Origin of the sequence: Streptomyces sp. NPDC005017 (genome assembly GCF_042873115.1) — a bacterium.
In the GTDB taxonomy this organism is placed as follows: domain Bacteria; phylum Actinomycetota; class Actinomycetes; order Streptomycetales; family Streptomycetaceae; genus Streptomyces.
This window is the reverse complement of sequence record NZ_JBIALD010000001.1, coordinates 248,466-272,557: the sequence shown is the minus strand read 5'-3', so window position 1 is coordinate 272,557 and position 24,092 is coordinate 248,466. Positions and strand designations below refer to the sequence as shown.

General features: G+C 71.7%; 17 protein-coding genes. 11 read left to right on the top strand and 6 right to left on the bottom strand.

Going from position 1 to position 24,092, the window contains the following annotated elements:
- Positions 1-2 precede the first annotated feature (2 nt).
- Positions 3-1,613: an amidohydrolase family protein gene (locus ACFYR0_RS01115; RefSeq protein WP_389320268.1), complete on the top strand. Its 1,611-nt coding sequence runs from the start codon at positions 3-5 to the stop codon at positions 1,611-1,613.
- Positions 1,614-1,633: 20 nt separating this feature from the next.
- Here ACFYR0_RS01115 and ACFYR0_RS01110 read toward each other — a convergent pair whose 3' ends face one another.
- Positions 1,634-2,479 (bottom strand): serine protease, encoded by an 846-nt coding sequence (locus tag ACFYR0_RS01110; protein WP_389320265.1) that lies wholly within the window; start codon positions 2,477-2,479, stop codon positions 1,634-1,636.
- A 411-nt stretch (positions 2,480-2,890) separates the two neighbouring features.
- Positions 2,891-3,634 (bottom strand): hypothetical protein, encoded by a 744-nt coding sequence (locus tag ACFYR0_RS01105; RefSeq protein ID WP_389320262.1) that lies wholly within the window; start codon positions 3,632-3,634, stop codon positions 2,891-2,893.
- Positions 3,635-3,758: 124 nt separating this feature from the next.
- On the opposite strand from ACFYR0_RS01105, the gene ACFYR0_RS01100 reads away from it, so the two are divergent.
- The 6 genes from ACFYR0_RS01100 (at position 3,759) to ACFYR0_RS01075 (ending at position 10,496) form a co-directional block, all read left to right on the top strand.
- Complete coding sequence (locus ACFYR0_RS01100; protein ID WP_386380689.1) at positions 3,759-4,970, top strand: pyridoxal phosphate-dependent aminotransferase; 1,212 nt, start codon at positions 3,759-3,761, stop codon at positions 4,968-4,970.
- Between the two features lie 117 nt (positions 4,971-5,087).
- A complete protein-coding gene (locus tag ACFYR0_RS01095) occupies positions 5,088-5,492 on the top strand; it encodes a hypothetical protein (RefSeq protein WP_386380690.1) in 405 nt (134 codons plus the stop codon).
- Positions 5,493-5,909: 417 nt separating this feature from the next.
- Positions 5,910-6,977 (top strand): hypothetical protein, encoded by a 1,068-nt coding sequence (locus ACFYR0_RS01090; RefSeq protein WP_389320258.1) that lies wholly within the window; start codon positions 5,910-5,912, stop codon positions 6,975-6,977.
- A gap of 219 nt (positions 6,978-7,196) precedes the next feature.
- On the top strand, positions 7,197-8,360 hold the full coding sequence (locus ACFYR0_RS01085) for a toxic anion resistance protein (RefSeq protein WP_389320255.1): 1,164 nt from the start codon (positions 7,197-7,199) through the stop codon (positions 8,358-8,360).
- Positions 8,357-9,892 carry a substrate-binding domain-containing protein gene (locus ACFYR0_RS01080; RefSeq protein ID WP_389320252.1) on the top strand — a complete coding sequence of 512 codons (1,536 nt, stop codon included), beginning with the start codon at positions 8,357-8,359 and terminating at the stop codon, positions 9,890-9,892. The genes ACFYR0_RS01085 and ACFYR0_RS01080 overlap by 4 nt, the downstream gene beginning before the upstream one ends.
- Positions 9,879-10,496, top strand: coding sequence for a hypothetical protein (locus tag ACFYR0_RS01075; protein ID WP_389320249.1), 618 nt, complete (start codon positions 9,879-9,881; stop codon positions 10,494-10,496). Before ACFYR0_RS01080 ends, ACFYR0_RS01075 begins: the two co-directional genes overlap by 14 nt.
- Positions 10,497-10,686: 190 nt before the next feature.
- Here the strand turns inward: ACFYR0_RS01075 and ACFYR0_RS01070 are convergent, their stop codons facing one another.
- Positions 10,687-12,510, bottom strand: coding sequence for a phosphoenolpyruvate carboxykinase (GTP) (locus ACFYR0_RS01070; RefSeq protein WP_389320246.1), 1,824 nt, complete (start codon positions 12,508-12,510; stop codon positions 10,687-10,689).
- 328 nt (positions 12,511-12,838) lie between these two features.
- Here ACFYR0_RS01070 and ACFYR0_RS01065 point away from each other — a divergent pair, with 328 nt between their 5' ends.
- Positions 12,839-13,552, top strand: coding sequence for a hemolysin III family protein (locus tag ACFYR0_RS01065; protein ID WP_389320243.1), 714 nt, complete (start codon positions 12,839-12,841; stop codon positions 13,550-13,552).
- A gap of 495 nt (positions 13,553-14,047) precedes the next feature.
- On the top strand, positions 14,048-14,791 hold the full coding sequence (locus ACFYR0_RS01060) for a Mut7-C RNAse domain-containing protein (protein WP_389320240.1): 744 nt from the start codon (positions 14,048-14,050) through the stop codon (positions 14,789-14,791).
- Here the strand turns inward: ACFYR0_RS01060 and ACFYR0_RS01055 are convergent.
- Positions 14,778-17,267, bottom strand: coding sequence for a galactose oxidase-like domain-containing protein (locus ACFYR0_RS01055; protein WP_389320237.1), 2,490 nt, complete (start codon positions 17,265-17,267; stop codon positions 14,778-14,780). The genes ACFYR0_RS01060 and ACFYR0_RS01055 overlap by 14 nt on opposite strands.
- A 116-nt stretch (positions 17,268-17,383) precedes the next feature.
- Positions 17,384-18,739, bottom strand: coding sequence for a phospholipid carrier-dependent glycosyltransferase (locus ACFYR0_RS01050; RefSeq protein ID WP_389320234.1), 1,356 nt, complete (start codon positions 18,737-18,739; stop codon positions 17,384-17,386).
- A 603-nt stretch (positions 18,740-19,342) separates the two neighbouring features.
- On the opposite strand from ACFYR0_RS01050, the gene ACFYR0_RS01045 reads away from it, so the two are divergent.
- Both ACFYR0_RS01045 and ACFYR0_RS01040 read left to right on the top strand, forming a co-directional pair.
- Positions 19,343-20,569, top strand: a complete 1,227-nt coding sequence (locus tag ACFYR0_RS01045; protein ID WP_389321086.1) for a glycosyltransferase — start codon at positions 19,343-19,345, stop codon at positions 20,567-20,569.
- Positions 20,566-21,762 carry a glycosyltransferase gene (locus tag ACFYR0_RS01040; RefSeq protein ID WP_389320231.1) on the top strand — a complete coding sequence of 399 codons (1,197 nt, stop codon included), beginning with the start codon at positions 20,566-20,568 and terminating at the stop codon, positions 21,760-21,762. Before ACFYR0_RS01045 ends, ACFYR0_RS01040 begins: the two co-directional genes overlap by 4 nt.
- Positions 21,763-21,889: 127 nt before the next feature.
- On the opposite strand, the gene ACFYR0_RS01035 is transcribed toward ACFYR0_RS01040, so the two are convergent.
- Positions 21,890-23,920 carry a thioredoxin domain-containing protein gene (locus ACFYR0_RS01035; protein ID WP_389320229.1) on the bottom strand — a complete coding sequence of 677 codons (2,031 nt, stop codon included), beginning with the start codon at positions 23,918-23,920 and terminating at the stop codon, positions 21,890-21,892.
- Positions 23,921-24,092: the final 172 nt, after the last annotated feature.

Here is a 24,092-nt window from a genome sequence, read left to right as displayed (position 1 = left end):
CGATGGAGGACCTGGTCATCCGGGACGCGGACGTCGTCGACGGCGGCGGTGAGCCGTCGTACCGCGCGGATGTCGTCGTCGACGGCGGCAGGATCGTGTCGATCGTCAAGGAGGCCGCCGCGGCGGGCTGCCAGCGGCCGCGCGCGACGCGCGAGCTGGACGCCGAGGGCCTGGTCCTGTCCCCCGGCTTCATCGACATGCACGCGCACAGCGACCTGGCACTGCTGCGCGATCCCGACCACAGCGCGAAGGCCGCGCAGGGCGTGACCCTCGAAGTCCTCGGCCAGGACGGGCTGTCGTACGCGCCGGTCGACGACCGCACCCTTCAGGAGGTGCGCCGGGCGATCACCGGCTGGAACGGGTACGGCGACGACATCGACTTCGACTGGCGTTCCGTCGGCGAGTACCTGGACCGGCTGGACCGGGGCGTCGCCGTCAACGCCGCCTATCTGATCCCGCAGGGCACGGTCCGCGCGCTCGTCGTCGGCTGGGAGGACCGGGCGGCCACGGCCCAGGAGCTGGACCGGATGCGGCAGTTGGTCGCCGAGGGCCTCGAACAGGGCGCGGTCGGCCTGTCGTCGGGGCTGACGTACACCCCGGGCATGTACGCCCCGAACGCCGAACTGACCGCGCTGTGCCGGGTGGTGGCCTCCTACGGCGGCTACTACTGCCCGCACCACCGCTCCTACGGCGCCGGGGCGCTCGCGGCGTACGCGGAGATGGTCGAACTGACCCGCGCGGCGGACTGCGCCCTGCATCTGGCCCACGCCACCATGAACTTCGGCGTGAACGAGGGCCGGGCGCCGGAGCTGCTGGCCCTGCTGGACGAGGCGCTGGACGCGGGGGCCGACATCAGCCTCGACACCTACCCGTACACCCCCGGCAGCACCACCCTCGCGGCGCTGCTGCCGAGCTGGGCGGGCGAGGGCGGCCCCGAGGCCCTGCTGCGCCGACTCGCGGACGAGGAGACGGCCGAGCGGGTCCGGCACGACCTGGAGGTCACCGGCGCGGACGGCTGCCACGGGGTGCCGGTGGAGTGGGAGACGATCGAGATCTCCGGGGTCGCCGATCCCGCGCTCGCCGAGTACGTCGGCCGAACGGTCCGCGAGTCGGCGGACGCGCGCGGCGAGACCCCCTGGACGACCGCGCGTCGGCTGCTGCTGCGCGACCGGCTCGGGACGGCGGTCCTCCAGCACGTCGGCCACGAGGAGAACGTACGCGCCGTCATGTGCCACCGGGTGCACACCGGCGGCTCCGACGGCATCCTCCAGGGCGCCAAGCCGCACCCGAGGGCGTACGGCACCTTCCCGCGCTACCTCGGTCACTATGTGCGCGAACTGGGCGTGCTCTCGCTGGAGGAGTGCGTCGCCCGGCTCACCTCGCGTCCCGCGGCCCGGCTGCGGCTGCCGGACCGCGGGCTGGTGCGCGAGGGGTACCGCGCCGACCTGGTGCTGTTCGACCCGGCGACGGTCGCGGCCGGGGCCACCTACGACCGGCCCCGCACCCTGCCGACGGGTATCCCGTACGTCCTGGTCGACGGCCGGTTCGTGATCGACGACGGCCGGCGCACGGACGTGCTGGCGGGCCGGTCGGTGCGCAGGACCGTGACGTGACCCTCGGCCCCGGCCACCGGCTACGGCTTGGGCAGGGTGCAGCCGCTCAGGCTCAGGTTCAGCTTGTTGCCGGTGGTGAAGCAGCCCGGGATGTTGTAGGTCTCCTGGGCGTAGTTGATGCCCTGGCGGACGGTGACGTTGCCGCTCGCGTCGACCTCGCAGGGGTTGTTGTCGGTGCAGCGCCCGCCGTCCTCGTTGCCCGTGTTGTTGACGGCGACGACCTTGCCGGTGGCGTTGTCGACGACCGGGGAGCCCGACGTACCGCCGATGGTCTGGCAGGCGGAGGTGTAGCGGACCGAGTCCTTCCAGGTCCAGTCGCCCTCCTTGAGCCGGTAGGCGAACCCGTCGATGTTGCAGGCGTAGGTCCGCTTCCAGTAGCCGGAGACGACGGTGATGGCGGTACCGGCGGCCGGGTGCGTGTCCTGCATCGTCAGCGCGCTGATCCCGTAGCTGCTCTTGATCTGCGCGTACGTGGTCGTCAGCTGGTAGAGCGCGACGTCCGTGTCGGTCATCGTCGAGTACACGATCCTGTTGGCGCGCAGGGTGCCGACCCGGGTGGCCGAGGCGTTGAGCAGGCCGAAGCTGCGGCTGGACGCCCGGTTGACGATCACCTGGCCGGGCGCGGGGAAGCCGGTCTCCAGACAGTGGCCGTTGGTCATCACCAGTGCCGGGTCGCTGTCCACGGACGCCGGGAGACGCACGACCGAGCCGGAGCAGTTGCTGAGCGAGACGGTGCCGGCGAAGTTCACGGCCTTGACCGTGGGGGCCGCGACGTCCGTGCCGGTGCCGGGGGCCGCGAGCGCGGGGGCCGCGCCCGTCCCGGTGATCACCAGGGCGGCGAGCGCGGCAAGGAGAGGCTTGTTCATGTGGGGTCCCCTCTTCATGCGTGAGCGACCGGAGATCTTCCGGCCGCCCGTGCTTGTCATGTGCATTGTTAATGCAGTGACAGGAGGGGACAAGGAGGCGTATCCGGCCCGGGTGGCCGGTTAGAGACGGTCGCGCGCGCCGGTCCGCGCCCTGGGGGCACGGGGACCCGTGGGGCCGGACGTCCGAGATCGCCGGACCCGCGGGGCCGGGCCCCGGGATCACCGGGACCCGTGGGGCCGGGCCTCTGCGATCACAGGGGCCTGTGGGGCCGAACCTCTGCGATCACCGGGGCCCGTGAGGGCGGGCCTCGGTGATCACCGGGACCCGCGGGGCCGGGCCCCCGGGATCACCCGGACCCGTGGAGCCGGGCCTCCGGGATCACTGAGACCCGTGGAGCCGGACCTCCGGGATCACTGGGAGCCGCGGGATCTGCCGAGGCCGCGGCCCGGCTTGCCGTCCCCGTCGCCGTTCCCGTCCTGCGCGGAGTCCCCGGTGGGCGTGGGCTGCGCGGCCGGCGTGGTGGGCGCCGTGGTCGTCGGGCGCGGCGACGCGGTGGTCGCCGTGGGGGTGGGCGTCGGGGAGCCGGAGGGGGCCTTGCTGGGCGTCGGGGAGACGGACGGGCCGTCCTGGCCGGTGCCGGAGGGCGTCGCCTCGGGACCGGCCGAGTCCTCCGCCGTCGCTCCCGTACGGTCCTTGGGCCCCCCGGACTCGTCCTCCGAGGGGCCGCTGAAGGACAGACCGGCGACGAGCGCGGCCAGGGAGACGACACCGAGGGCACCGGCCGCGCCCAGCACACGGCGGTCGCGGCGCCTGGCGGCGGCCCGGCGGGACCGGCGGTGCCCGCCGGGCGGGGCGGACGCGGAGCCGGCGGGGCCGGCCGGGCCGCCCGGTCCGCCGTCGGACCCGGGGTAGGCGGCCGGGTCGGCCACCAGGGGCAGCGGCGCCGTCTCGTCGTAGGCGTTCTGCCAGCCGTGGGCGGCCGCCGGGTCGGCGTACCCGTCGTAGGCGGGAACGGTCCCGGTGCCCTGCGGGTGGTAGACGTTCGGCGGCACGTCGGGGACCTGGTGCGCGGCATGCACGTCGTACCCGCCGGTAGCGCTGCTCGCGGCGTTCATCGCGGACATCCCGTTGTCGGGCTGACGGTGCTCGGACATGGCCGCGCATTGTAGAGACTGACGGGTAGGTTGGCCCAGCCACCGGAGAAAACCTGACATAGTGCCGTCTCACGTGGCGGGAAACACGGCGCCTGCGGCATTACCGGGCCGTAAGCTCCGAGGCATGCAGGTGATCCAGTCGACCAAGCTCGCCAACGTCTGTTACGAGATCCGCGGCCCGGTGCTCGAGGAGGCCATGCGGCTTGAGGCCGCGGGTCACCGCATCCTCAAGCTGAACACCGGCAACCCGGCCGCCTTCGGCTTCGAGTGCCCGCCGGAGATCCTGGAGGACATCCTCCGCAACGTCTCCTCCGCCCACGGCTACGGCGACGCCAAGGGCCTGCTGGCCGCGCGCCGGGCCGTCGTGATGCACAACCAGACCCTGGGCATCGAGACCGATGTCGAACACGTCTTCATCGGCAACGGCGTCTCCGAGCTGATCGTGATGGCGATGCAGGCGCTGCTGGACGACGGCGACGAGGTGCTCGTCCCGGCGCCCGACTACCCGCTGTGGACGGCCGCGGTGTCCCTGTCGGGCGGCACGGCGGTGCACTACCGCTGCGACGAGCAGGCCGACTGGATGCCGGACCTGGCGGACATCGAGCGGAAGATCACCGACCGCACCAAGGCGATGGTGATCATCAATCCGAACAACCCGACGGGCGCGGTGTACGACCGGGCCATGATCGAGGCGCTGACGGACATCGCCCGCCGCCACAACCTGCTGGTCTGCTCGGACGAGATCTACGACAAGATCCTCTACGACGGCGCCACCCACACCCCGACGGCCTCGGTCGCCCCGGACCTGCTGACGCTGACCTTCAACGGCATGTCGAAGGCGTACCGGGTGGCCGGCTACCGGGTGGGCTGGATGTCCGTCTCGGGTCCGCGCACGCACGCCGAGTCCTACATCGAGGGTCTGACGATCCTGGCGAACATGCGGCTGTGCGCGAACATGCCGGGACAGCACGGGGTGGTCGCCGCGCTGAGCGGGCGGCAGTCGATCAACGACCTGGTGCTGCCCGGCGGGCGGCTGAAGGAACAGATGGACGTCGCGCACTCGATGCTCACCCAGATCCCGGGCGTGAGCTGCGTGAAGCCCAAGGGCGCGCTGTATCTGTTCCCGCGCCTCGATCCACAGGTGTTCAAGATCAAGGACGACCGGCAGATGGTCCTGGACCTGCTGCGCCGGGAGAAGATCATGGTCGTCCAGGGCACGGGCTTCAACTGGCCGGAGCCCGACCACTTCCGGGTGGTGACCCTGCCGACGTCGAGGGACCTCACGGACGCGATAAGCCGGATCGGGAACTTCCTGGACGGCTACAGCCAGCCGTGACGCCGCAGCCGGCCGCTTCAAACCCGAAGCGGCCGGTTTTTCGTTCAGTTTCTCTGATCGGTCAACTTTAGACTCGATCTAAGCTAGGATGGCTTCTGTAGCTACAGGAGGCCATCCATGTACGAACCGATCCGCACGAAGTCGGTCCACAGCACGATGGCCGGCACGTCCTCGGACTTCCCCCACCGCTCTCGCGAGGAGGAGCTGGACATCCAGCTCGCGGGGCATCTCGGCGCGCTGCTCGCCGTCACCGACGAACTGCGCGCCCTGACCCCGTCCGCCGAGCTGGACAGCGCGGCGGCACGTCTCGCCGAGCAGGTGGCACGACTGCGGGGCGGCGCCGTGCCGGTTCGCGCGGTGCCGAGCGCCACGGCCGATTCCGCCGCTCTCCATCAGCGTGCGCACGCCCTTGCGGGGCGGGCGCTGGTGGTGGCCGCGTCCCGTGCGGACACGGCGGCGGCGATTCTTTCGGCGCAGCGGATGGACGCACATTCCGAGGCCCTTCAGCCGGCCCTTCCCTGAGCCCTTCCGGGCTCCCCCTACGGCCCCGGTCCGCGTGCGATCGCAGCGACGCGCGGACCGGGTGCCATGGCACTGCGTTGGCTTCGGCGGGGTGTCGTGGTGGGGGTGTGTGTGGTGGGCGGGCTTGTGTCGGGGGTGGCTGGTCGCGCAGTTCCCCGCGCCCTTCGGGGGGTGTCGTGCTGGTTTCTCGGGATCTTCTCGGCGTTGAGGTTTTGCGCAGTTCCCCGCGCCCCTTTTTTGGGGGTGTTGCGCTGGTTCTCGGGGCTGGGGTTTTGCGCCGTTCCCCGCGCCCCTTTGCGGGGGTGGTGGAGGCTGGGGGTCCGGTTGCATACCGGGAAGGGGGTGACACCTGGCGTTCATCTTGGGCACACGGGAAGTTGGGGTTCCGCGAGCAGTCTCCGCGGTGTGAGACGACTTATGGGAATCGTTCTTGCGGCTCTGCTGGTCGGCGGTGTGGTGGTGGCCGTCGTCATCGGGCAGGGCGGTGAGGACCGGAGTACGGCAACGAAGACCGTACGCGCGGTGATCGGGTCGGAGAAGGCGGAGTTCTTCGCCGATCCGCAGGTGGTGAAGGCCCTGGCCGCCGAGGGCTACACCGTGAAGGCCGAGACCTCCGGGTCCTGGGCCATGGAGGGACTGGAACTCGACGGGTACGACCTCGCGTTCCCGTCCAGCAAGGCGCCCGCCGACGAGCTGGCCGGGAAGTACAAGGTGCGGCAGCCGCTGCCGAGGCCCTTCTACTCGCCCCTGGTCGTCGTCGCGCACCGCAGCGCCGCCGAGGTGCTGGCCGGCAACGGGCTGGCCGCGCTGGAGAAGGGCACCGGCCGGGGGGTGCTGAAGATGGAGGCCTATCTCGCCGCCGCCCGCGCGGACCGGACCTGGCAGGAGCTGAAGGGGGCCGACAGGTACGGGGAGCTGAGCGGCACGCTCTATGTCGCCAGCACCGACCCGGAGACCTCCAACTCCGGCGCCCTGTACCTCGCCACCGCCTCGTACGTGGCCAACGGCGGCCGGGTCGTCGCCGACGGCAAGGGGCTCGACGCCACCGCCCCCCTGATGCGCAAGCTCGTCAGTGTGCAGGGCGCCCAGCAGTCCAGCTCGGACGCGGCGTTCCGGGACTTCGTCAGCGGGGTCGGCAACCCGCTGGTCCTGGTCTACGAGTCGCAGGTGGCCTCGCTGCTGAACGAGCAGCAGGACCCGGGCGACCTGACCGTCCTGTACCCGGACACCACCGCCAACAGCGACCACACCGTCGTACCGCTGACCGAGAACGGCCGGGCGGTCGGTGAACTGCTGAGCACCGACAAGGAGTTGCGGCGGCTCGCGGTGAAGTACGGATTCCGGCCGCAGGGGGCGGCCGCCGAGTTCACCGCGGCCACCAAGGCCCACTCCGCCCACCTCAACCAGACGCTGACCGGCGTCCGGCAGGCGCCCGTGCCCACCTCCGCGGTGCTGCACGAGATGGCGCGCCGGGCCCGGAACTAGGGGCTGTCGTTCGGATCACGCCGACGTCGCGAGGTCTGGCACGCACACCCCCAGAGGGGGCACCCCCAGCCGCGTTGTCGTCACTCGCCGACGCTCCGCGTCGACTCCCTTCTCCGCCTTGCAGCTGCACGCACCAGACCTCGCTCGGAGTCGGCCGGAAGGTGCTCTCCCTTTCATGGCCGACCCGATCCAAACGACAGCCCCTAGGGGGAACTCCGCATGACCGACAACGAATTCACCCTCACCCCGCCCGAGCCCGTCGTGGCCGTGCCCAAGGACAGGGCCGGCGGGCTGGTGCCCGTCGAGGACTCGGTGCGCGACGACATGGCGCGCAAGGCCGCCGACTACGTCCTCGGACTGGCCGTGCTCGACGCCCGCTCCCCGGAGTTCGCCGGGAAGGTCGGGGAGATCACCGGCCTCGGCGCCGGGGAGATGCGCACCGCGGCCGCGCAGTCCAACCGCATGCTGGAGCGCACCGTGCGCTCCCTGCCCGACAAGGGCGGCGACGCCTCGGCGAAGGTCGCCGGGTCGCTGGTCGAGCTGCGCCGTGTCGTCGAGGACCTCGACCCGCGCGACCTGCCCGCGGCCAGGGGACGCAGGTTCCTCTCGCGGCTGCCCGGCGGCGGCAAGCTGCGCGACCACGTCGCCAAGTACGCCTCCGCCCAGGGCACCCTCAACAGGATCGTCGGCTCGCTGCGCGGCGGCCAGGACGAACTGCGCCGCGACAACGCCGCGTTGCAGACCGAGCGGGTCCGGCTGTGGGAGACCATGGGCAAGCTCCAGGAGTACGTCGTCCTCACCGAGGCCCTGGACACCGCCGTCGAGCAGCACATCGCCGGGGTCGGCGACCCCGAGGCGGCCGACTCGCTGCGCGCCGACGTGCTGTTCCCCGTGCGGCAGAAGCACCAGGACCTGCTGACCCAGCTCGCGGTGTGCGCGCAGGGCTACCTCGCCATGGACGTCGTACGGCGCAACAACGAGGAGCTGATCAAGGGAGTCGACCGGGCCGCCACGACGACCGTGTCGGCGCTGCGCATCTCCGTGATGCTGGCCTCCGCCCTCGACAACCAGAAGAAGGTCGTCGAGCAGGTCAACGCCCTGCGCGGCACCACCGAGGACCTAATCCGGGGCAACGCCGAGATGCTCGCCACGCAGAGCGGGGAGATCCAGCGCATCGCCGCCGACCCGGCCGTCGGCGCGGAGACCCTGCGCACCGCGTTCCAGCAGATCTACCGCACCCTCGACGCCATCGACAGCTACAAGGTGCAGGCCACCGAGGTGATGGCGACGACCGTGGAGAACCTCACCGCGGAACTGCGGAGCGCGGGCACCTACCTGGCGCGCGGCCGCTCGCAGTCCGCGCTGGAAGGCGGCCCCGCATGAGACGCGTGCTCGCCGCGGCGCTCGCCTGTGCCGCCCTGCTCACCGGCTGCGGGGCGACGGACGAGCCCGACCGCCCCGCCGCCACCTACGAGGCCGGCACCCTGCGCGTCCTCGCCTCCAGCGAGCTCGCCGACATGACGCCCGTGCTGGACAAGGTCCGCGAGAAGACCGGCATCACGGTGCGGCCCACCTACATGGGCACACTGGACGCCGTCGACCTGCTGGCACGGGGCCGGGCCAGGGGCACGTACGACGCGCTGTGGCTGTCCTCGAACGACTATCTGCGGCTGCGCCCCGAGGCGGCGAAGGAGATCGTCTCCGAGACCCCGGTGATGTCCAGCCCGGTGGCCGTCGGCGTGCGCACGGCCACCGTGAGGAAGCTGGGCTGGAAGCCCGGTGACACGACCTGGGCGCAGGTCGAGAGGGCCGTCGCCGACGGCAGGCTCACGTACGGCATGACGGACCCGGCGCGTTCCAACTCCGGTTTCTCGACGCTGGTCTCGGTGGCCTCCGCGCTGTCCGGGGCGCAGTCCGCGCTGACGGACGCCGACGTCACGAAGGCCACGCCCCGGCTGAAGGAGTTCTTCGAGGGGCAGAAGCTGACCTCGGGCTCCTCGGGCTGGCTGGCCACCGCCTACCAGCGGCGCGGCGACGTGGACGCGCTGCTCAACTACGAGTCCGTGCTCGCCGGAATGCCGGACCTGACGGTGATCCGCCCGCGCGACGGGGTCGTCACCGCCGACTACCCGCTGTCCTCCCTGGCCTCGTCGAACGCCACGGCCCGCGAGGACGTGCGCCGGTTGTCCGACGCGCTGCGCTCTCCGGAGATCCAGCGCGAGATCACCACCCGCACGCACCGCCGCCCGGTCGTGCCCTCGGTGGACCCGGCGCCCGGCCTGGACACCGAGCGGCGCCGCGAACTGCCCTTCCCGGGCAGCCGGTCGGTCGCCGACGGACTGCTCGACTCCTACGAGAACGAGCTGCGCCGGCCCTCGCGCACGGTGTACGTGCTGGACACCTCCGGCTCGATGGAGGGCGACCGGCTCGAACGGCTGAAGACGGCGCTGGCCGGGCTGACCGGCGACTTCCGGGAGCGCGAGGAGGTCACGCTGATGCCGTTCGGGTCGGACGTGAAGAGCGTGCGCACCCATGTGGTCGATCCCGCGGACCCGGACAAGGGCCTGAAGGCGATCCGGAAGGACACCGACGCGCTCACCGCCGAGGGCGACACCGCGATCTTCACCTCGCTCCAGGAGGCGTACGAGCATCTGGGCGGCAGCCGGGACACGTTCACCTCCATCGTGCTGATGACGGACGGCGAGAACACCACGGGCGCGAGCGCGGGGGCGTTCGACGCCTTCTACGCCGGGCTCGACCCGGCGCGGCGGGCCACTCCCGTCTTCCCCATCCTCTTCGGCGACTCCGACCGCGGGGAGCTGGAGCACATCGCCGAGCTGACCGGCGGCCGTCTCTTCGACGCCCGGCAGGGCTCGCTGGACGGCGCCTTCGAGGAGATCCGTGGCTATCAGTGAGTATCTCGGGTCCCGGAAGAACATCACCGGGAGCGTGTGCGGGCTGGCCGGTCTCGCGCTCACCTTCACCGGGCTCGCGGGCACGTACTGGCCGGTGGTGGTCCTCGGGCTGTACGGCGCGGGCGCGCTGATCGCCCCGCCGGAGCGGCCCGCGCTGCCGGACTTCCCCGACCCCTCGGCCCAGCTGGACGAGCTGCGGGAGGACTTCGGCAGGCTGCGCGGCTATCTCGCGGACGTGGAGCTGCCGCCGGCCGCCGCCGGGGGCCTGGCCGAGCTGACGGGGCTGCTGGCCGCGCTGCTGGAGCCCGGCTGGGTGGCCGAGGCCCTGGCCGGTGACCCGGAGGGCGTGCACGCGCTGTCCCGGGTGGTGCGCCAGGACGTCCCGGAGGCCGTCGACACCTTCGTACGGACCCGGTGGTGGTCGCGGATGACGCCCGGTCAGGAGCCGCCCGAGCGGCATCTGGAGCGTCAGCTGGGGCTGCTGCGCCGGGAGGCGGAGACCCTGGCGGCCGGCCTGCGGGAGATCGAGGTCCGCCGACAGGAGACCCACACCCGGTACCTGGAGGACCGGGGCGGGTCCGCGGAGATCCAGGGCCCTTCTTGACGGATCTCCTCGGCGCCATGCCGTCCGGGGGCGGGCTCACACGCAGCACGGCCCCGCACGCCATTGTGCGGGGCCACGGTTCGTGACAATGTGCCGCCTCCCGCGGCCGGCCGTGACGATCACTGGTCAGGGCTCCCATCGAGCCGGCCGCGGGGGATCTTGGGGGGCCTGCGCCCCGGTTACCGGGTTGTCAGCCCAGGCGCTCGACCAGAGCGCGGTACTGGTCCCACAGCTCCTTCGGGGTGTGGTCGCCGAAGGTGTTGAGGTGGTCGGGCACCAGCGCGGCCTCCTCGCGCCACACGTCCTTGTCGACGGTGAGCAGGAAGTCCAGGTCGGAGTCGGACAGGTCGAGACCGTCGGTGTCCAGCGCGGCCTTGGTCGGCAGCACGCCGATCGGGGTCTCGACGCCCTCGGCCTTGCCGTCCAGTCGCTCCACGATCCACTTCAGGACGCGGGAGTTCTCGCCGAAGCCGGGCCAGACGAACTTGCCCTCGTCGTTCTTGCGGAACCAGTTGACGTAGTAGATCTTCGGCAGCTTGGACTGGTCCTTGTCCTTGGCCACGTCGACCCAGTGCCCCATGTAGTCGCCCATGTTGTAGCCGCAGAACGGCAGCATGGCGAAGGGGTCGCGGCGCAGCTCGCCGACTTTGCCCTCGGCGGCGGCGGTCTTCTCGGAGGCCACGTTGGCGCCGAGGAAGACGCCGTGGTCCCAGTCGAAGGACTCGGTCACCAGCGGGACGGCGGTGGCGCGGCGGCCGCCGAAGAGGATCGCGGAGATCGGCACGCCCTTGGGGTCCTCCCACTCGGGCGCGATGATCGGGCACTGCGAGGCGGGCACCGTGAAGCGGGCGTTGGGGTGTGCGGCGGGAACCTCGGACGCGGGCGTCCAGTCGTTGCCCTTCCAGTCCGTCAGGTGGGCCGGGGTCTCCTCCGTCATGCCCTCCCACCAGATGTCGCCGTCGTCGGTGAGCGCGACGTTGGTGAAGACGGAGTTGCCCCACAGGGTCTTCATCGCGTTGGCGTTGGTGTGCTCACCGGTGCCGGGCGCGACGCCGAAGAAGCCGGCCTCGGGGTTGATGGCGTACAGACGGCCGTCCTCGCCGAAGCGCATCCAGGCGATGTCGTCGCCGATCGTCTCGACCGTCCAGCCGGAGATCGTGGGCTCCAGCATGGCGAGGTTGGTCTTGCCGCAGGCGGACGGGAAGGCCGCGGCGACGTACTTGGACTCGCCGGTCGGCGGGGTCAGCTTCAGGATGAGCATGTGCTCGGCCAGCCAGCCCTCGTCGCGGGCCATGACGGAGGCGATACGCAGGGCGTAGCACTTCTTGCCGAGCAGCGCGTTGCCGCCGTAGCCGGAGCCGTAGGACCAGATCTCGCGGGTCTCCGGGAAGTGGGAGATGTACTTCGTCTGGTTGCACGGCCACGGCACGTCCTGCTCGCCCGCCTCCAGCGGGGCGCCGAGGGTGTGGACGGCCTTGACGAAGAAGCCCTGGTCACCGAGCTCGTCGAGGACGGGCTGTCCCATGCGGGTCATGGTGCGCATGGAGACGGCGACATAGGCGGAGTCGGTGATCTCGACGCCGATCGCGGACAGCGGCGAGCCGAGCGGGCCCATGCAGAAGGGCACCACGTACATGGTCCGGCCCTTCATGGAGCCGCGGAACAGGCCCTGGTCACCGGCGAAGATCTCCCGCATCTCGGCGGGGGCCTTCCAGTGGTTGGTGGGGCCCGCGTCCTCCTCCTTCTCGGAGCAGATGAAGGTCCGGTCCTCGACCCGCGCCACGTCGGTGGGGTCGGAGGCGGCGTAGTAGGAGTTCGGGCGCTTGACCGGGTCGAGCTTCTGGAAGGTGTCCTTGGCGACCAGCTCCTCGCAGAGCCGCTCGTACTCGGCCTCGGATCCGTCGCACCAGACCACGTTGTCCGGCTGGGTGAGTTCGGCGATCTCGTTGACCCAGGTGACCAGTTCCTGGTGGTTGGTGGGAACGACGGAGGGAGCCGCGATGTCTCGCGCCACGATTGCTCCTAAGAGAGGGTTTTTTGTCCTTTTCCGCCCCGTGGGGGCCACGACCCGGATGCTTCGTAGGCGCTCATCCGGTGCCGACTGCACTCATTTGATCATCCGACGTTACTGCGCATCTGTCCAGAGGGCCTCACAGGTGAGCGGAGTGAGGATCGCCACGTGTAACGACGTTTCTTTGCGTCCACATGGCGTTCAGCGGAAAGTCCTTTGCCTTGACAGGGGGCGGACGCCCGACAAGGGAACGTGAGAAGATGGCCACTCGCGGCCTGTCATCTCGCCGCGCTGATCCGCAACTTACGGTTCCGTAGGTACGATGCGGCCCATGACTGCGTCCGCCACCGACGCGCCTCTGGACTCGCCGGACGCCGGCAGTGGTCCCCAGGCGTCCTCACATCCCCATCCGATCAAGCCCAAGCTCCGGGGCTGGCTGCACCTCGGCATGTTCCCGGCCGTACTGATCGCCGGCCTGGTGCTCACCGCGCTGGCGGACTCCCCGCGCGGCCGCATGGCCTGTGGCATCTACGTGCTCACCGCCTGTCTGCTGTTCGGCGTGAGCGCGCTGTACCACCGGGGCAACTGGGGCCCGCGCATGGACGGCGTCCTGCGCAGGCTCGACCACGCGAACATCTTCCTGATCATCGCGGGCACCTACACCCCGCTGACCCTGCTGCTCCTGCCCGACGGCAAGGGGCGGTGGCTGCTGTGGGGCATCTGGGCCGCCGCGGCCGCCGGGATCGTCTTCCGGGTGTTCTGGGTCGGCGCCCCGCGCTGGCTCTACACCCCCTGCTACATCGCCATGGGCTGGGCCGCGGTGTTCTTCCTGCCCGACTTCATGCGCGCGGGCGGGATCGCGGTGCTGGTCCTGGTCATCGTGGGCGGTCTGCTCTACAGCGCGGGCGGCGTGATCTACGGCATCAAGCGGCCGAACCCGTCGCCCCGCTGGTTCGGCTTCCACGAGGTCTTCCACTCGTTCACCCTGGCCGCGTTCGTCGTCCACTACGTCGGCATCTCCCTGGTCGCCTACCAACACGCCTGACGTCACCCGCGGGCCGGTCCATGGCTTGTCGCGCAGTTCCCCGCGCCCCCATGACTTCGCCCGCGGGCCGGCCCGTGGCTGCTCGCGCAGTTCCCCGCGCCCCTGAACACTTCACTCGCCGGCCCGTACGTGGCTTGTCGCGCAGTTCCCCGCGCCCCTGAAAGCGGGGCGGCCACCCGCCGGCAAGGCTCTGAGCGCAGAACCTTTGAGGGCGCGGGGAACGGCGCAAATCTCTAGGGGCGCGGGGAACTGCGCAGAGCTTTTGGGGGCGCGGGGAACTGCGCGAACGGCCACGACGAGCCCGCACCCGACGACGCGGCCGAGCCACGCAGCTCCTCAGGGGCGCGGGGAACTGCGCAAAGCTTTCAAGGGGCGCGGGGAACCGCGACCAGCCACGACGCACCCGCACCCGGCAGCACGGCGAAGCACGCAGCTCCTCAGGGGCCCGGGGGAAACCCGGGGGACGGGGCCGGGGCCACGTGCCATCCTGGCCCCGTGAGCGCACCCGAGATCCACGTCCAAGTAAGCCCCGACCTCGCCCTGTTCGTCCCGCACGCCCGCCGCGGCCCGGCCACCCCCCTCGCCGTGGACGGCGTCTCCACCCTCGGCCACGTCGTGGAGTCCCTCGGCGTACCCCTGACCGAGGTCGGCGCCCTGCTCGTGGACGGACACGAGGTGCCCGTCTCGCACATACCCGCACACGGCGAGTCCGTCGAGGTCCGCCCGGTCCCCCGCCCCCAGCAGGTCCCCGGCGCCCCCCTGCGCTTCCTGCTCGACGTCCACCTCGGCACCCTCGCCCGCCGCCTGCGGCTGCTCGGCGTGGACACCGCCTACGAGTCCACCGACATCGGCGACCCGGCGCTCGCCGCCCGCTCCGCCGCCGAGCGGAGGGTCATGCTCAGCCGCGACCGCGGTCTGCTGCGGCGCCGCGAGCTGTGGGCCGGCGCGTACATCTACAGCACCCGCCCCGAGGACCAGCTCGACGACGTCCTCGGCCGCTTCGCCCCCGAGCTGCGCCCCTGGACCCGTTGCACCGCCTGCAACGGCGTACTGCGCCAGGCCACCAAGGAAGAGGTCGCCGACCAGCTCGAACACGGCACCCGGGCGACGTACGACGTCTTCGCGCAGTGCGGCGCCTGCGGGCGCGCCTACTGGAAGGGCGCCCACCACGACCAGCTGGAGGCGATCGTGGAGGGCGCCCTGAGGACGCGCGCGGACCGGCGGATCAGCGGCGTCTGACCAGGTCTCCCCTGCCGCAGGCGATGCCGTCCCCGTCGCGGTCCAGGCGGTGGCGGTCACGGCCGTGGACCGCGAGCGCGGTGCCGTAGCCGTTCTTCTTCAGCCAGGCGCACCGGTCCCCGCGCGGCACCTCGGGGAACTTCCACGGCACGCACTGGCTGATGGTGCCGTAGGAGTGGTCGCAGCCGTCGTAGCCCTTGGGCATCGTGACGCCCTGGTGCCCCGCGTGGCCGCCGCCCGGGGCCGTGGCGCCGTGGTCGTGTCCGCCGGTGGCACCGGGGGCGGCCCGGTCCGCGCCGCCCGACGCCGGGCTCTCCTCCAGATCCGTGGCGTACGCCTGGACCCGCGCCTCGGCGACCTGGCCGGTGGCGCCGACGCGCACCCACCTGGACACCGAGGGCACACCGTTCGCGTCGACCACGCTCAGCATGTAGTACCCGGGCGGTGCGATGTTCGGGTTGCTGGTCAGGCTGAGGTCGACGGTGTTGCCGTCGACGGTCATCGGCAGGTCGACGTAGCGCTGGTTGGGGTCGGAGGAGTGGGTGACCGCGGCCGGGCGGATCAGCGAGGCCTTGACCACCGGCTTGTCGACCGTGACGCGCTGTGTGCTGCCGTACGCCCAGGCCGTGTGCTCCAGCGAGGTGATCTGCGGCCGGGCACCCTTGAACAGGTACGGCGGCTTGTAGATCGACACGCGCTGGTCGAAGGAGCCGTCGCCCGGGTTGTCGCCGATGCTCATGACGCGGCCGTCGGGCAGCAGCACGGACGAGGAGTGGTACGTCCGCGGCACCGGGTCGGTGGCCAGGCCGGGCTGGAAGGCGTTGGTCGCCGGGTCGTACATGGAGGCCTCGAAGACGGGGTCCTCGCGGTAGGTGTGCAGGGCGCCGCCGGTCTCCAGGACCTTGCCGTCCGGGAGGATGACCGCGGAGACGTACACCTTGCCCTGGTCGCCGGTCTGCGGCTGCCCGTCGCGGTAACGGCCCTGCGGCAGGTTCGGTCCGGGCACGTAGGCCGGGGAGCCGGCCTTCATGTCGATGACGTCGACGAGCCGGTGCGCGTCGGGCGAGACGGTGTGGTTGCCGCCGCCGATGGTGACGACCTTCTGGTCCTGGGCGGGCGGCAGCAGCACCGACATCGACTGGTCGCGCTCGTCCTTGCGGCGCAGGCCCGGGATCTCGCTGACGGTGTTCGCGGCGTAGTCGTACACCGAGGCGCCCGTGCCGGACAGGCCCGGCCCGAAGACATGGCTGCCGGTGTAGAAGAGGCGGCCGTCCTGGAGCAGGATCATCGACGGGTACAGGCCCCAGAAGGCCCAGGCCTGCTTGGCCTCGCCCATCGGCAGCCACTTGTTCTGGGCGTAGGAGAAGTGCTCGTTGACGACCGTGCCGGAGGAGTCCTCGCCGAGGCCGCCGAGCGAGATGACGTCGCCGTTGCCCATCGCGGTGGCCGACGGGTACCAGTGCCCGGCCAGCATGTCGTTGGTCTTCACATAGCTGTTGGTCGCCGGGTCGAAGACGTAGCTGGTCCTCAGGCCCTTGTAGCCGACGCTGCCGTCGGGCGCGGCGTAGTCCTTGTTGCCGCCCATCACCAGCACGCGCCCGTCGGGGAGCTGGACGTGTCCGGCGCAGAAGAAGTCCGAGGGCGTCGGGATGTCCGTGTAGGTGCCGGCGACCGGGTCGAACAACGTCGTCCTGAAGGTGCCGGCCCGGAACATGCCGAGGTCGTTGCCGGAGCCTGCGATCAGCAGCACCTTGCCGTTGTGCAGCAGCACGGAGTGGATCGCGCGCACGGGTGACCGGAGCGTCTGGACGGTCCACTCGCCCTTGCACTCGGGGCCCGTGCCGCCCGCCTCGCAGGGGTCGGGCCCGGTGGGGACGGTGGCGTCCGTCATCGCGTAGTCGTCGGTGGTGAGCCGTCCGACGCCGTAGAGGGCGCCGCCCCAGGTGACCTGGTCGGTGTTCGGCGGGATGACCGGGGTGCGGACCTCGGTGCGGCTCCAGTCCGCGGACTGCTCCAGGGTCTTGAGGTCGGTCCAGTAGACCCAGCCGAGTTCGGTGTCGTGGCGGAAGATGGTGAAGGCCACGTTGGGGGTCGTGGACTTGTACCAGAACGACAGGTCGTACTGGTGGCCGGAAGTGACCTGCGGGGCACAGGAGTTCTCCAGCATCATCGTCTTGCGGTCGCCGTCGCCGCGCCGGGTCAGCTCGATCCGTACGGCCTTGCCGCCGGCGTGGGCGTCGTCGGTGACGGTGAAGCTGAAGTCGTTGTCGCCCCAGCCGGACTTCTCGAAGCACTGCGGGAACTGGGACGGGGAGTCGAGTATCTCCAGGCCGGGGTTCCTGACCAGGTTGGTGGCGGCGGTGGCGGGTTGGGCGCCGAGCGGGCCGAGGCCGAGCGCGGCGGCGAAGAGGATGAGGGATGTGGTCAGCACACGGCCGGTTCTGCCGCGTGCTGGTCTTCGGGCTCGAAGGTGCATGGTCGTCCCCCCTTGTTCACGAACCCCTTGCTGATGAGGGACCCCCGGCGGCTTCCGGGCGCCTGGGGTCCCTTTGTGTCCACGGGTGCCGGGCGGCCCGGGGCGGGCCGCCCGGGTCACCCGTCGTCGCGGACGCGCAGGACGTCGATCCGGCCGCCGCCCTCGCCGAAGGTGGCGACCGGGGTGGCGTGCGCGAACAGGTCCCGCAGCGTGGGCAGATGCTGTCGTTCGCCGCGCAGGGCGGGCGTGGACACGACGTAGTCGATGTCCCTCCAGCCCTGCGGCAGCGTCCTGGTGACGGCCGGGTCCTGGTCCAGCTTGTAGTGCCAGATGACGCCCGTGCCGGGCCGGTAGCCGGCGTCGACCGCGTCCAGCCACAGCACGCCGTCGGTGACGACGCGTACCTTCGCGCGGTCGCCGACCTCGGCCTCGTGCAGCCAGCGCGCGGCCTGGCGGTAGACGCCGTTGTCGTCGTCGGACATGGCCGCGCGGTCCCGCTCGTACCAGTGCGGGGCGACGAGCACGGCCCCGGCGGCCAGCGCGGCGACGGCCGCCGCGGGCCGGAGCCAGGCCCGCGGCGCGGGCAGCCGGGTGACGGCGGCTTGGGCGAGCCCGGCGACGGTGAGCGCCAGGAAGGGCAGGGCCTGCACGATGTACATCTGCGGCAGATAGCCGCCGGGCCGCAGCGCCACCAGCGCGAGCACCAGCACGGCGAGCGCGGCGGGCCGCAACCGCCGTACGGCAAGCGCGACGAGGGCCGCCGCCGCGCCGCCCGCCAGCAGATACGGGTCGCGCTCCAGCCAGTCGGTGAACAGCCGGTGGGCGTCGGTGCCGTCCCGGAACGCCGAGCCGCTGCCCTCGCGGCCGCCGAGCTGGAACTTCAGCGTGCCGAGCAGCGAGACATGTCCGGCGCCGGGCAGCAGCTCGCCCTTGAGCAGGGCGTACAGCGGATAGAACAGGGCGGTCAGCACGAAGCCCGAGCCGAAGCCGGCCAGGGAGAACTTGCGCGTGCTGGCGTGGCTGCCCTGCCAGACGGCGACCACCAGCACGGGCAGCAGCACCGCGATGGTCTCCTTGGAGAGCACCGCCAGCGCGAAGGCGATGCCGGCGGCCGCGTGGTGCCACAGATGGCGGCGCGGCGAGAGCGCGAGGGCGAAGGCGACGAGGACCCACAGGACGGCGAAGTTGTCCAGGTAGATCTGCCGGTGCAGGACGACCGCGAGCGGGGAGAGCGCGTACAGCAGCATGGCCGCCGCGGCGGTGGGCCGGGCGAGGCCGAGGCGCCGTCCGATCACGTACACCAGGACCATCGCCGCCGCGGCCACCGGCAGCATCGCGACACGGCCCTGGACGTAGGCGGGCAGCCCGGGCAGCAGCCGGTCGGGCGCCCAGGACAGCCCGGCCAGCTGGACCCAGCCCAGCGGCGGGTGGTCGTACCAGTAGGTGTAATGCGCGAGTCCGCCTCGCCTCACGGCCCACGCCTGGGCGAGATACGTGCCCTCGTCGTCGTTGGGGAAGGGGAAATCGCCTATTCCGACAGCCCTTACCAAAAGACCGGCCGCGAGAACGGGCGCAACCCAGAGATAACCGGGCCGAAACATACTCCGGCGCCCTGACCGGGAAACGGAAGGAGCGCGTTCGGAAGTTTCGGCCTCGTTTCTGACACGCATATCGGTGTATGACACACCTGTCCCCATGCGGAATCCCCCCACCCACTTAGCCGCCCCGACCCGCGAGGGCTTCCCCCTCGAAACCCCCCGGAATCAGGCAGGACGCTGCATCATGGCACAGCTTCCGGCAGAACAAGAGGGGAATTGCGGATTCCGTTCGAGGCGAAGATCATCGCGTCAAGGCCGCATTGCGACAGAAATGCCGAGCTGCTATTTTCGGACCGACTTTACACAGGGCGAAGATCACGATCACGCTCAGGAAGCCACGTCCGCCGGGGGGCCGATACGGACGTCGAACGTTCCGCGCGATCGATTCGTACCAACAGTTCACAGCAAGGATGACCAGAAAGACCGAGGGGGGAATTCGTGGTCTCCGTTGTGCTCTTCATAGATTCCGTCGTGCTCATGGCCGCCGCGGGAGCGACGCTGTGGTGGATGCTGCACGCCTGGCGCACGCCCGAGACACTGGAGTCGACGGCCTTCGCGGCACCCGACGGCCGCGCCGAACTCTCCTTCTCGCTGCTCGTGCCGGCCCGCCACGAGGAGGCGGTGCTGCGGCACACGGTCGAGCAGATGCTCCACATCGACCACCCCTCCTACGAGATCATCCTGATCGTCGGCCACGACGACCCGGGCACCTCCGCCATCGCCCGTGAACTCGCCGCCGAGCACCCCGGCACGGTGCGCACGGTCGTCGACACCCACGAGAGGAAGAACAAGCCCCGCGCCCTCAACACCGCCCTGCCCCACGCCCGCGGCCAGGTCGTCGGGGTCTTCGACGCCGAGGACGTGGTGCACCCCGAACTGCTCACCCACGTCGACTTCGCCTTCCGCCACGAGAACGCCGACGTCGTCCAGGGCGGCGTCCAGCTGATCAACTACGAGAGCAGCTGGTACAGCCTGCGCAACTGCCTGGAGTACTTCTTCTGGTTCCGCAGCCGACTGCATCTGCACGCCCGCAAGGGGTTCATCCCGCTCGGCGGCAACACGGTGTTCGTCCGGTCCGCACTACTGCGCGAGACCGGCGGCTGGGACGGCGACTGCCTCGCCGAGGACTGCGACCTGGGCGTACGGCTGTCCTCCGGCGGCGCCAAGGTCGTCGTCGCCTACCACTCCGCGCTGGTCACCCGCGAGGAGACGCCCGGCTCCATCAAGGCGCTCTACAAACAGCGCACCCGCTGGAACCAGGGCTTCCTCCAGGTGCTGCGCAAGGGCGAGTGGCGCCGGCTGCCCGGCGTGGGCCAGCGGCTGCTCGCCCGCTACACCCTCAGCACCCCGTTCGTGCAGGCCGCGACCGGCGTGATGATCCCGCTCGGCATCCTCTTCGCCGTCATCGGCGGAGTGCCGCTGCCGTTCTCGCTGGTCGCCTGGCTGCCCATGCTGCCGATGGCCGCGATGATCGTCTTCGAGGCCGTCGCCCTGCACGACTTCGGCCGCGAGTACGGCTTCCGGATCGGCTTCGGCCACTACGCCAAGCTGATCCTCGGCGGACCCGTCTACGCCGTCATCCTCGCCGCCGCCGCCCTGCGCGCGGTCTGGCGCGAGTACACCGGCCGCCGCGACTGGGAACTCACCTCCCACGTCGGCGCCCACCTCGCCCAGCCCGCCCCCCAGCCCCAGGAGGCCCGGTGACGGCGCCGCCCGCCGATGTGTCCGTCGTCGTCCCCACCTTCAACGAATCCGGCAACATCCGCGAACTGCTCACCCGCGTCGCCGCCGCGATCCCGCCCGGCACCCGCGCCGAGGTCGTCTTCGCCGACGACTCCACGGACGACACCTGCCGGGCGGTCGAGGAGGCGGCCGCCGACTGCCCCGTGCCCGTGGTCCTGCACCACCGCGCCGTCCCCGAGGGCGGCCTGGGCGGCGCGGTCGTCGAGGGCATCGGGCTCGCCCGCGGCGACTGGATCGTCGTCATCGACGCCGACCTCCAGCACCCGCCCGAGCTGATCCCCGCCCTCGTCGCCCACGGCGAGGCGAGCGGCGCCGAACTCGTCGTCGCCAGCCGGTACGCGGTCGGCGGCGACCGCGCCGGCCTCGACGGCGGCTACCGCCGGCTCGTCTCCAGCGGCTCCACCCTGGTCGCCAAGTCCCTCTTCCCACGGGCCCTCGGCGGGCTCACCGACCCGATGAGCGGCTTCTTCGCGATCCGCCGCGAGGCCGTCGAACGGGCCTCGGCCGACACCGGCCCGGAGGAGGGCCTCCAGCCGCTCGGCTACAAGATCCTCCTCGAACTCGCCGTACGCTGCCGGCCGCGCGGCATCGCCGAGGTGCCCTACGCGTTCGGCGAGCGGCACGCCGGGGAGTCCAAGTCGACCGCCCGCGAGGGGCTGCGCTTCCTGCGCCATCTCGTCACCCTGCGCACCGCCGACCCCCGGGCCCGCGCGGTCGTCTTCGGCCTGATCGGCCTCTCCGGCTTCGTCCCCAACTTGCTGCTGCTCTGGCTGCTCACCCGCTGGGGCCTGGCCTACACCCCGGCCGAGATCGTCGCCAACCAGGCCGGGCTGCTGTGGAACTTCGCGCTGATCGACTCCTTCGTCTACCGCAACCAGCGGCGCCACCACCGCCGCGCCGTACGGCTGCTGACCTTCGCGGCGGTGGGCAACGCTGACCTCGTCGCCCGCATCCCGCTCGGCGCGCTGCTGATGAGCTCGGCGGGCATGGCCGCGGTACCGGCGACCGCGCTGGCGATGGCCCTCGTGTTCATCGCGCGGTTCCTGGTCGTGGACCGGCTGCTCTACCGGCGCCTGAGCGGGCGCCGGGCGGAACCCGCGAGGGTGGCCCTGCCGGAGCCGGTCGCGGACCCCGTGCCGGACCCGCTGGGCTGACCGGCCACCGCACGAGCCGGGCCCGAGACGCGACGGCGCGCCTCGGGCCCGGCTTGCGCCACTCCGGCCCGGATCAGGGCTTGCGCCACTTCGACCCGGATCAGGGCGTCCGCCACTCCGGCCCGGATCAGGGCGTGAGCCTCGCCCGCAGCGCCGCCTCGTCCGTCACGGGCAGCTCGCACACGAAGTTCCGGCAGACGTACGCCGTCGGCGCACCGCCCACCAGGACGCGGTCGGCCAGCAGCGGGAACTCGTCGCTGCCGACCGTGCCGTACGCGACGACCGCACCCGGCGCGGTGGCCAGCAGCGCGGTGCGGTGCAGCGCCCGCGCGGCCGGATCGTCGGCCGAGGACCCGACCACGGCGACCTCGCGCGGCCCGTCCAGCAGCGCCTCGGCCACGGCCAGCCCCCAGCCGATGAACCGCGGCACCCGCGGGCCGAGCGCCCTGACCACGCCCAGCGCCCGCTCGGCGGCGGCCCGGTGGGGCTCGGCACCGGTGTGCGCCGCGTAGCTCAGCAGGGCGCCCGCGGCCGCCGTCCAGCCGGAGGGGGCGGCGTTGTCGGTGGGGTCCTGCGGCCGGCGGATCAGCCGCTCGGCGTCGGCGGCCGTGTCGTACAGCGCACCCGACTCCTCGTCCACGAACCGGGCCAGCACATGGTCGAGCAGCAGCCCGGCGAACTCCAGCCAGACGCCCTCGCCGGTCACCGAGGCCAGCGCGAGGAAGCCCTCGGCGACATCGGCGTAGTCCTCCAGCACACCGGCGTTCGCGCCGGCCCGGCCGTCCTTGCTGGTCCGGGCGAGCCTGCCGAAGTCGTCCAGATGGACCCGGACGAGCAGGTCCGCGGCGGCGACCGCGGCCTCGACCAGGTCCGGCCGGCCGAAGGCGGCCCCGGTCTCGGCGAGCGCGGCGACGGCCAGTCCGTTCCAGGCGGCGACGACCTTGTCGTCCCGCCCGGGAGCGGGCCGCCCGGCCCGGGCGGCGAGCAGCCGGGCCCTGACGGAAGCGATCCGCTCGGCGTCGAACACCTGCTCCTGCTGCGGGAGCTGCAGCACCGAGGAGCCCTCCTCGAAGGTGCCCTCCTCGGTCACACCAAAGTACTGCGCGGCGAGTTCCGCGTCGTCCCCCAGCGCCTCGGCGAGCTGCGCGGGCGTCCACACGTAGTAGGCGCCCTCCACATGCCTGCCGCTGCCGTCGTCGCTGTCGGCGTCCAGCGCGGAGGCGAACCCGCCCTCGGGAGTGCGCAGTTCACGCACCAGGAAGTCGGCGGTCTCCAACGCCACCCGCCGCGCGAGCTCCGACCCGTCCGCCCGCCAGAGATGGGTGTAGACGCGGCAGATCAGCGCGTTGTCGTAGAGCATCTTCTCGAAGTGCGGAACGACCCACTCCCGGTCCACCGAGTAGCGGGCGAACCCGCCCCCGAGCTGGTCGTAGAGGCCGCCCCGGGCCATCCGCTCACAGGTGTCCCGCGCCATCTGGAGTGCGCCCTCGGCACCGGTCCGGGCGTGGTGGCGCAGCAGGAACTCGATCACCATGGACGGGGGGAACTTGGGCGCCCCGCCGAAGCCGCCCCGCTGCGCGTCGTACTCCCGGGTCAGCCCGAGCAGCGCCTGCGCGAGCTCCTGCTCGCCCGGCGCCTCGGTGCCGCCGAAGTCCAGCTCCCTCCCGGCCAGGTCCCGCACGATCTTCCCGGCGACCTCGGCGACCTCCTCCCGCCGTTCCGTCCAGGCCTGGTGGACCCCCTGAAGCACCTGGCGGAAGGACGGCATGCCGTGGCGCGGGGCGGGCGGGAAGTACGTCCCGAAGTAGAACGGCTCCCCCTCGGGCGTGAGGAACACCGTCATCGGCCAGCCGCCCTGCCCGGTCGCCGCCTGCACGGCCTCCATGTACACGGCGTCGACGTCGGGGCGCTCCTCGCGGTCGACCTTGACGCTCACGAAGTGCTCGTTGAGGTAGTCGGCGGTGGCCTGGTCCTCGAAGGACTCGTGGGCCATGACATGGCACCAGTGGCAGCTGGAGTACCCGACGCTGAGCAGCACCGGCCGGCCGCTGCTCCGTGCCTCCTCGAACGCCTCGTCCGACCAGGGCCACCAGTCGACCGGGTTGTCGGCGTGCTGGAGGAGGTAGGGGGACGTCTCTTGGGCCAGTCGGTTCGGCATGGGTCCATCCTGCCCCAGGGCCCCCACCCTGAACGCGAGGCCGCTGCCACCCGGTCACCTCGAGTCCGGCGACCCGGATCACCATCCCGACGCCCCACCGGGCCCGGCGGGGCGGACGCGGCCGCCGGCACGGCGTCGTCCCCGCCCGGTTGGGCGCCCGGCGTGCAGGTCT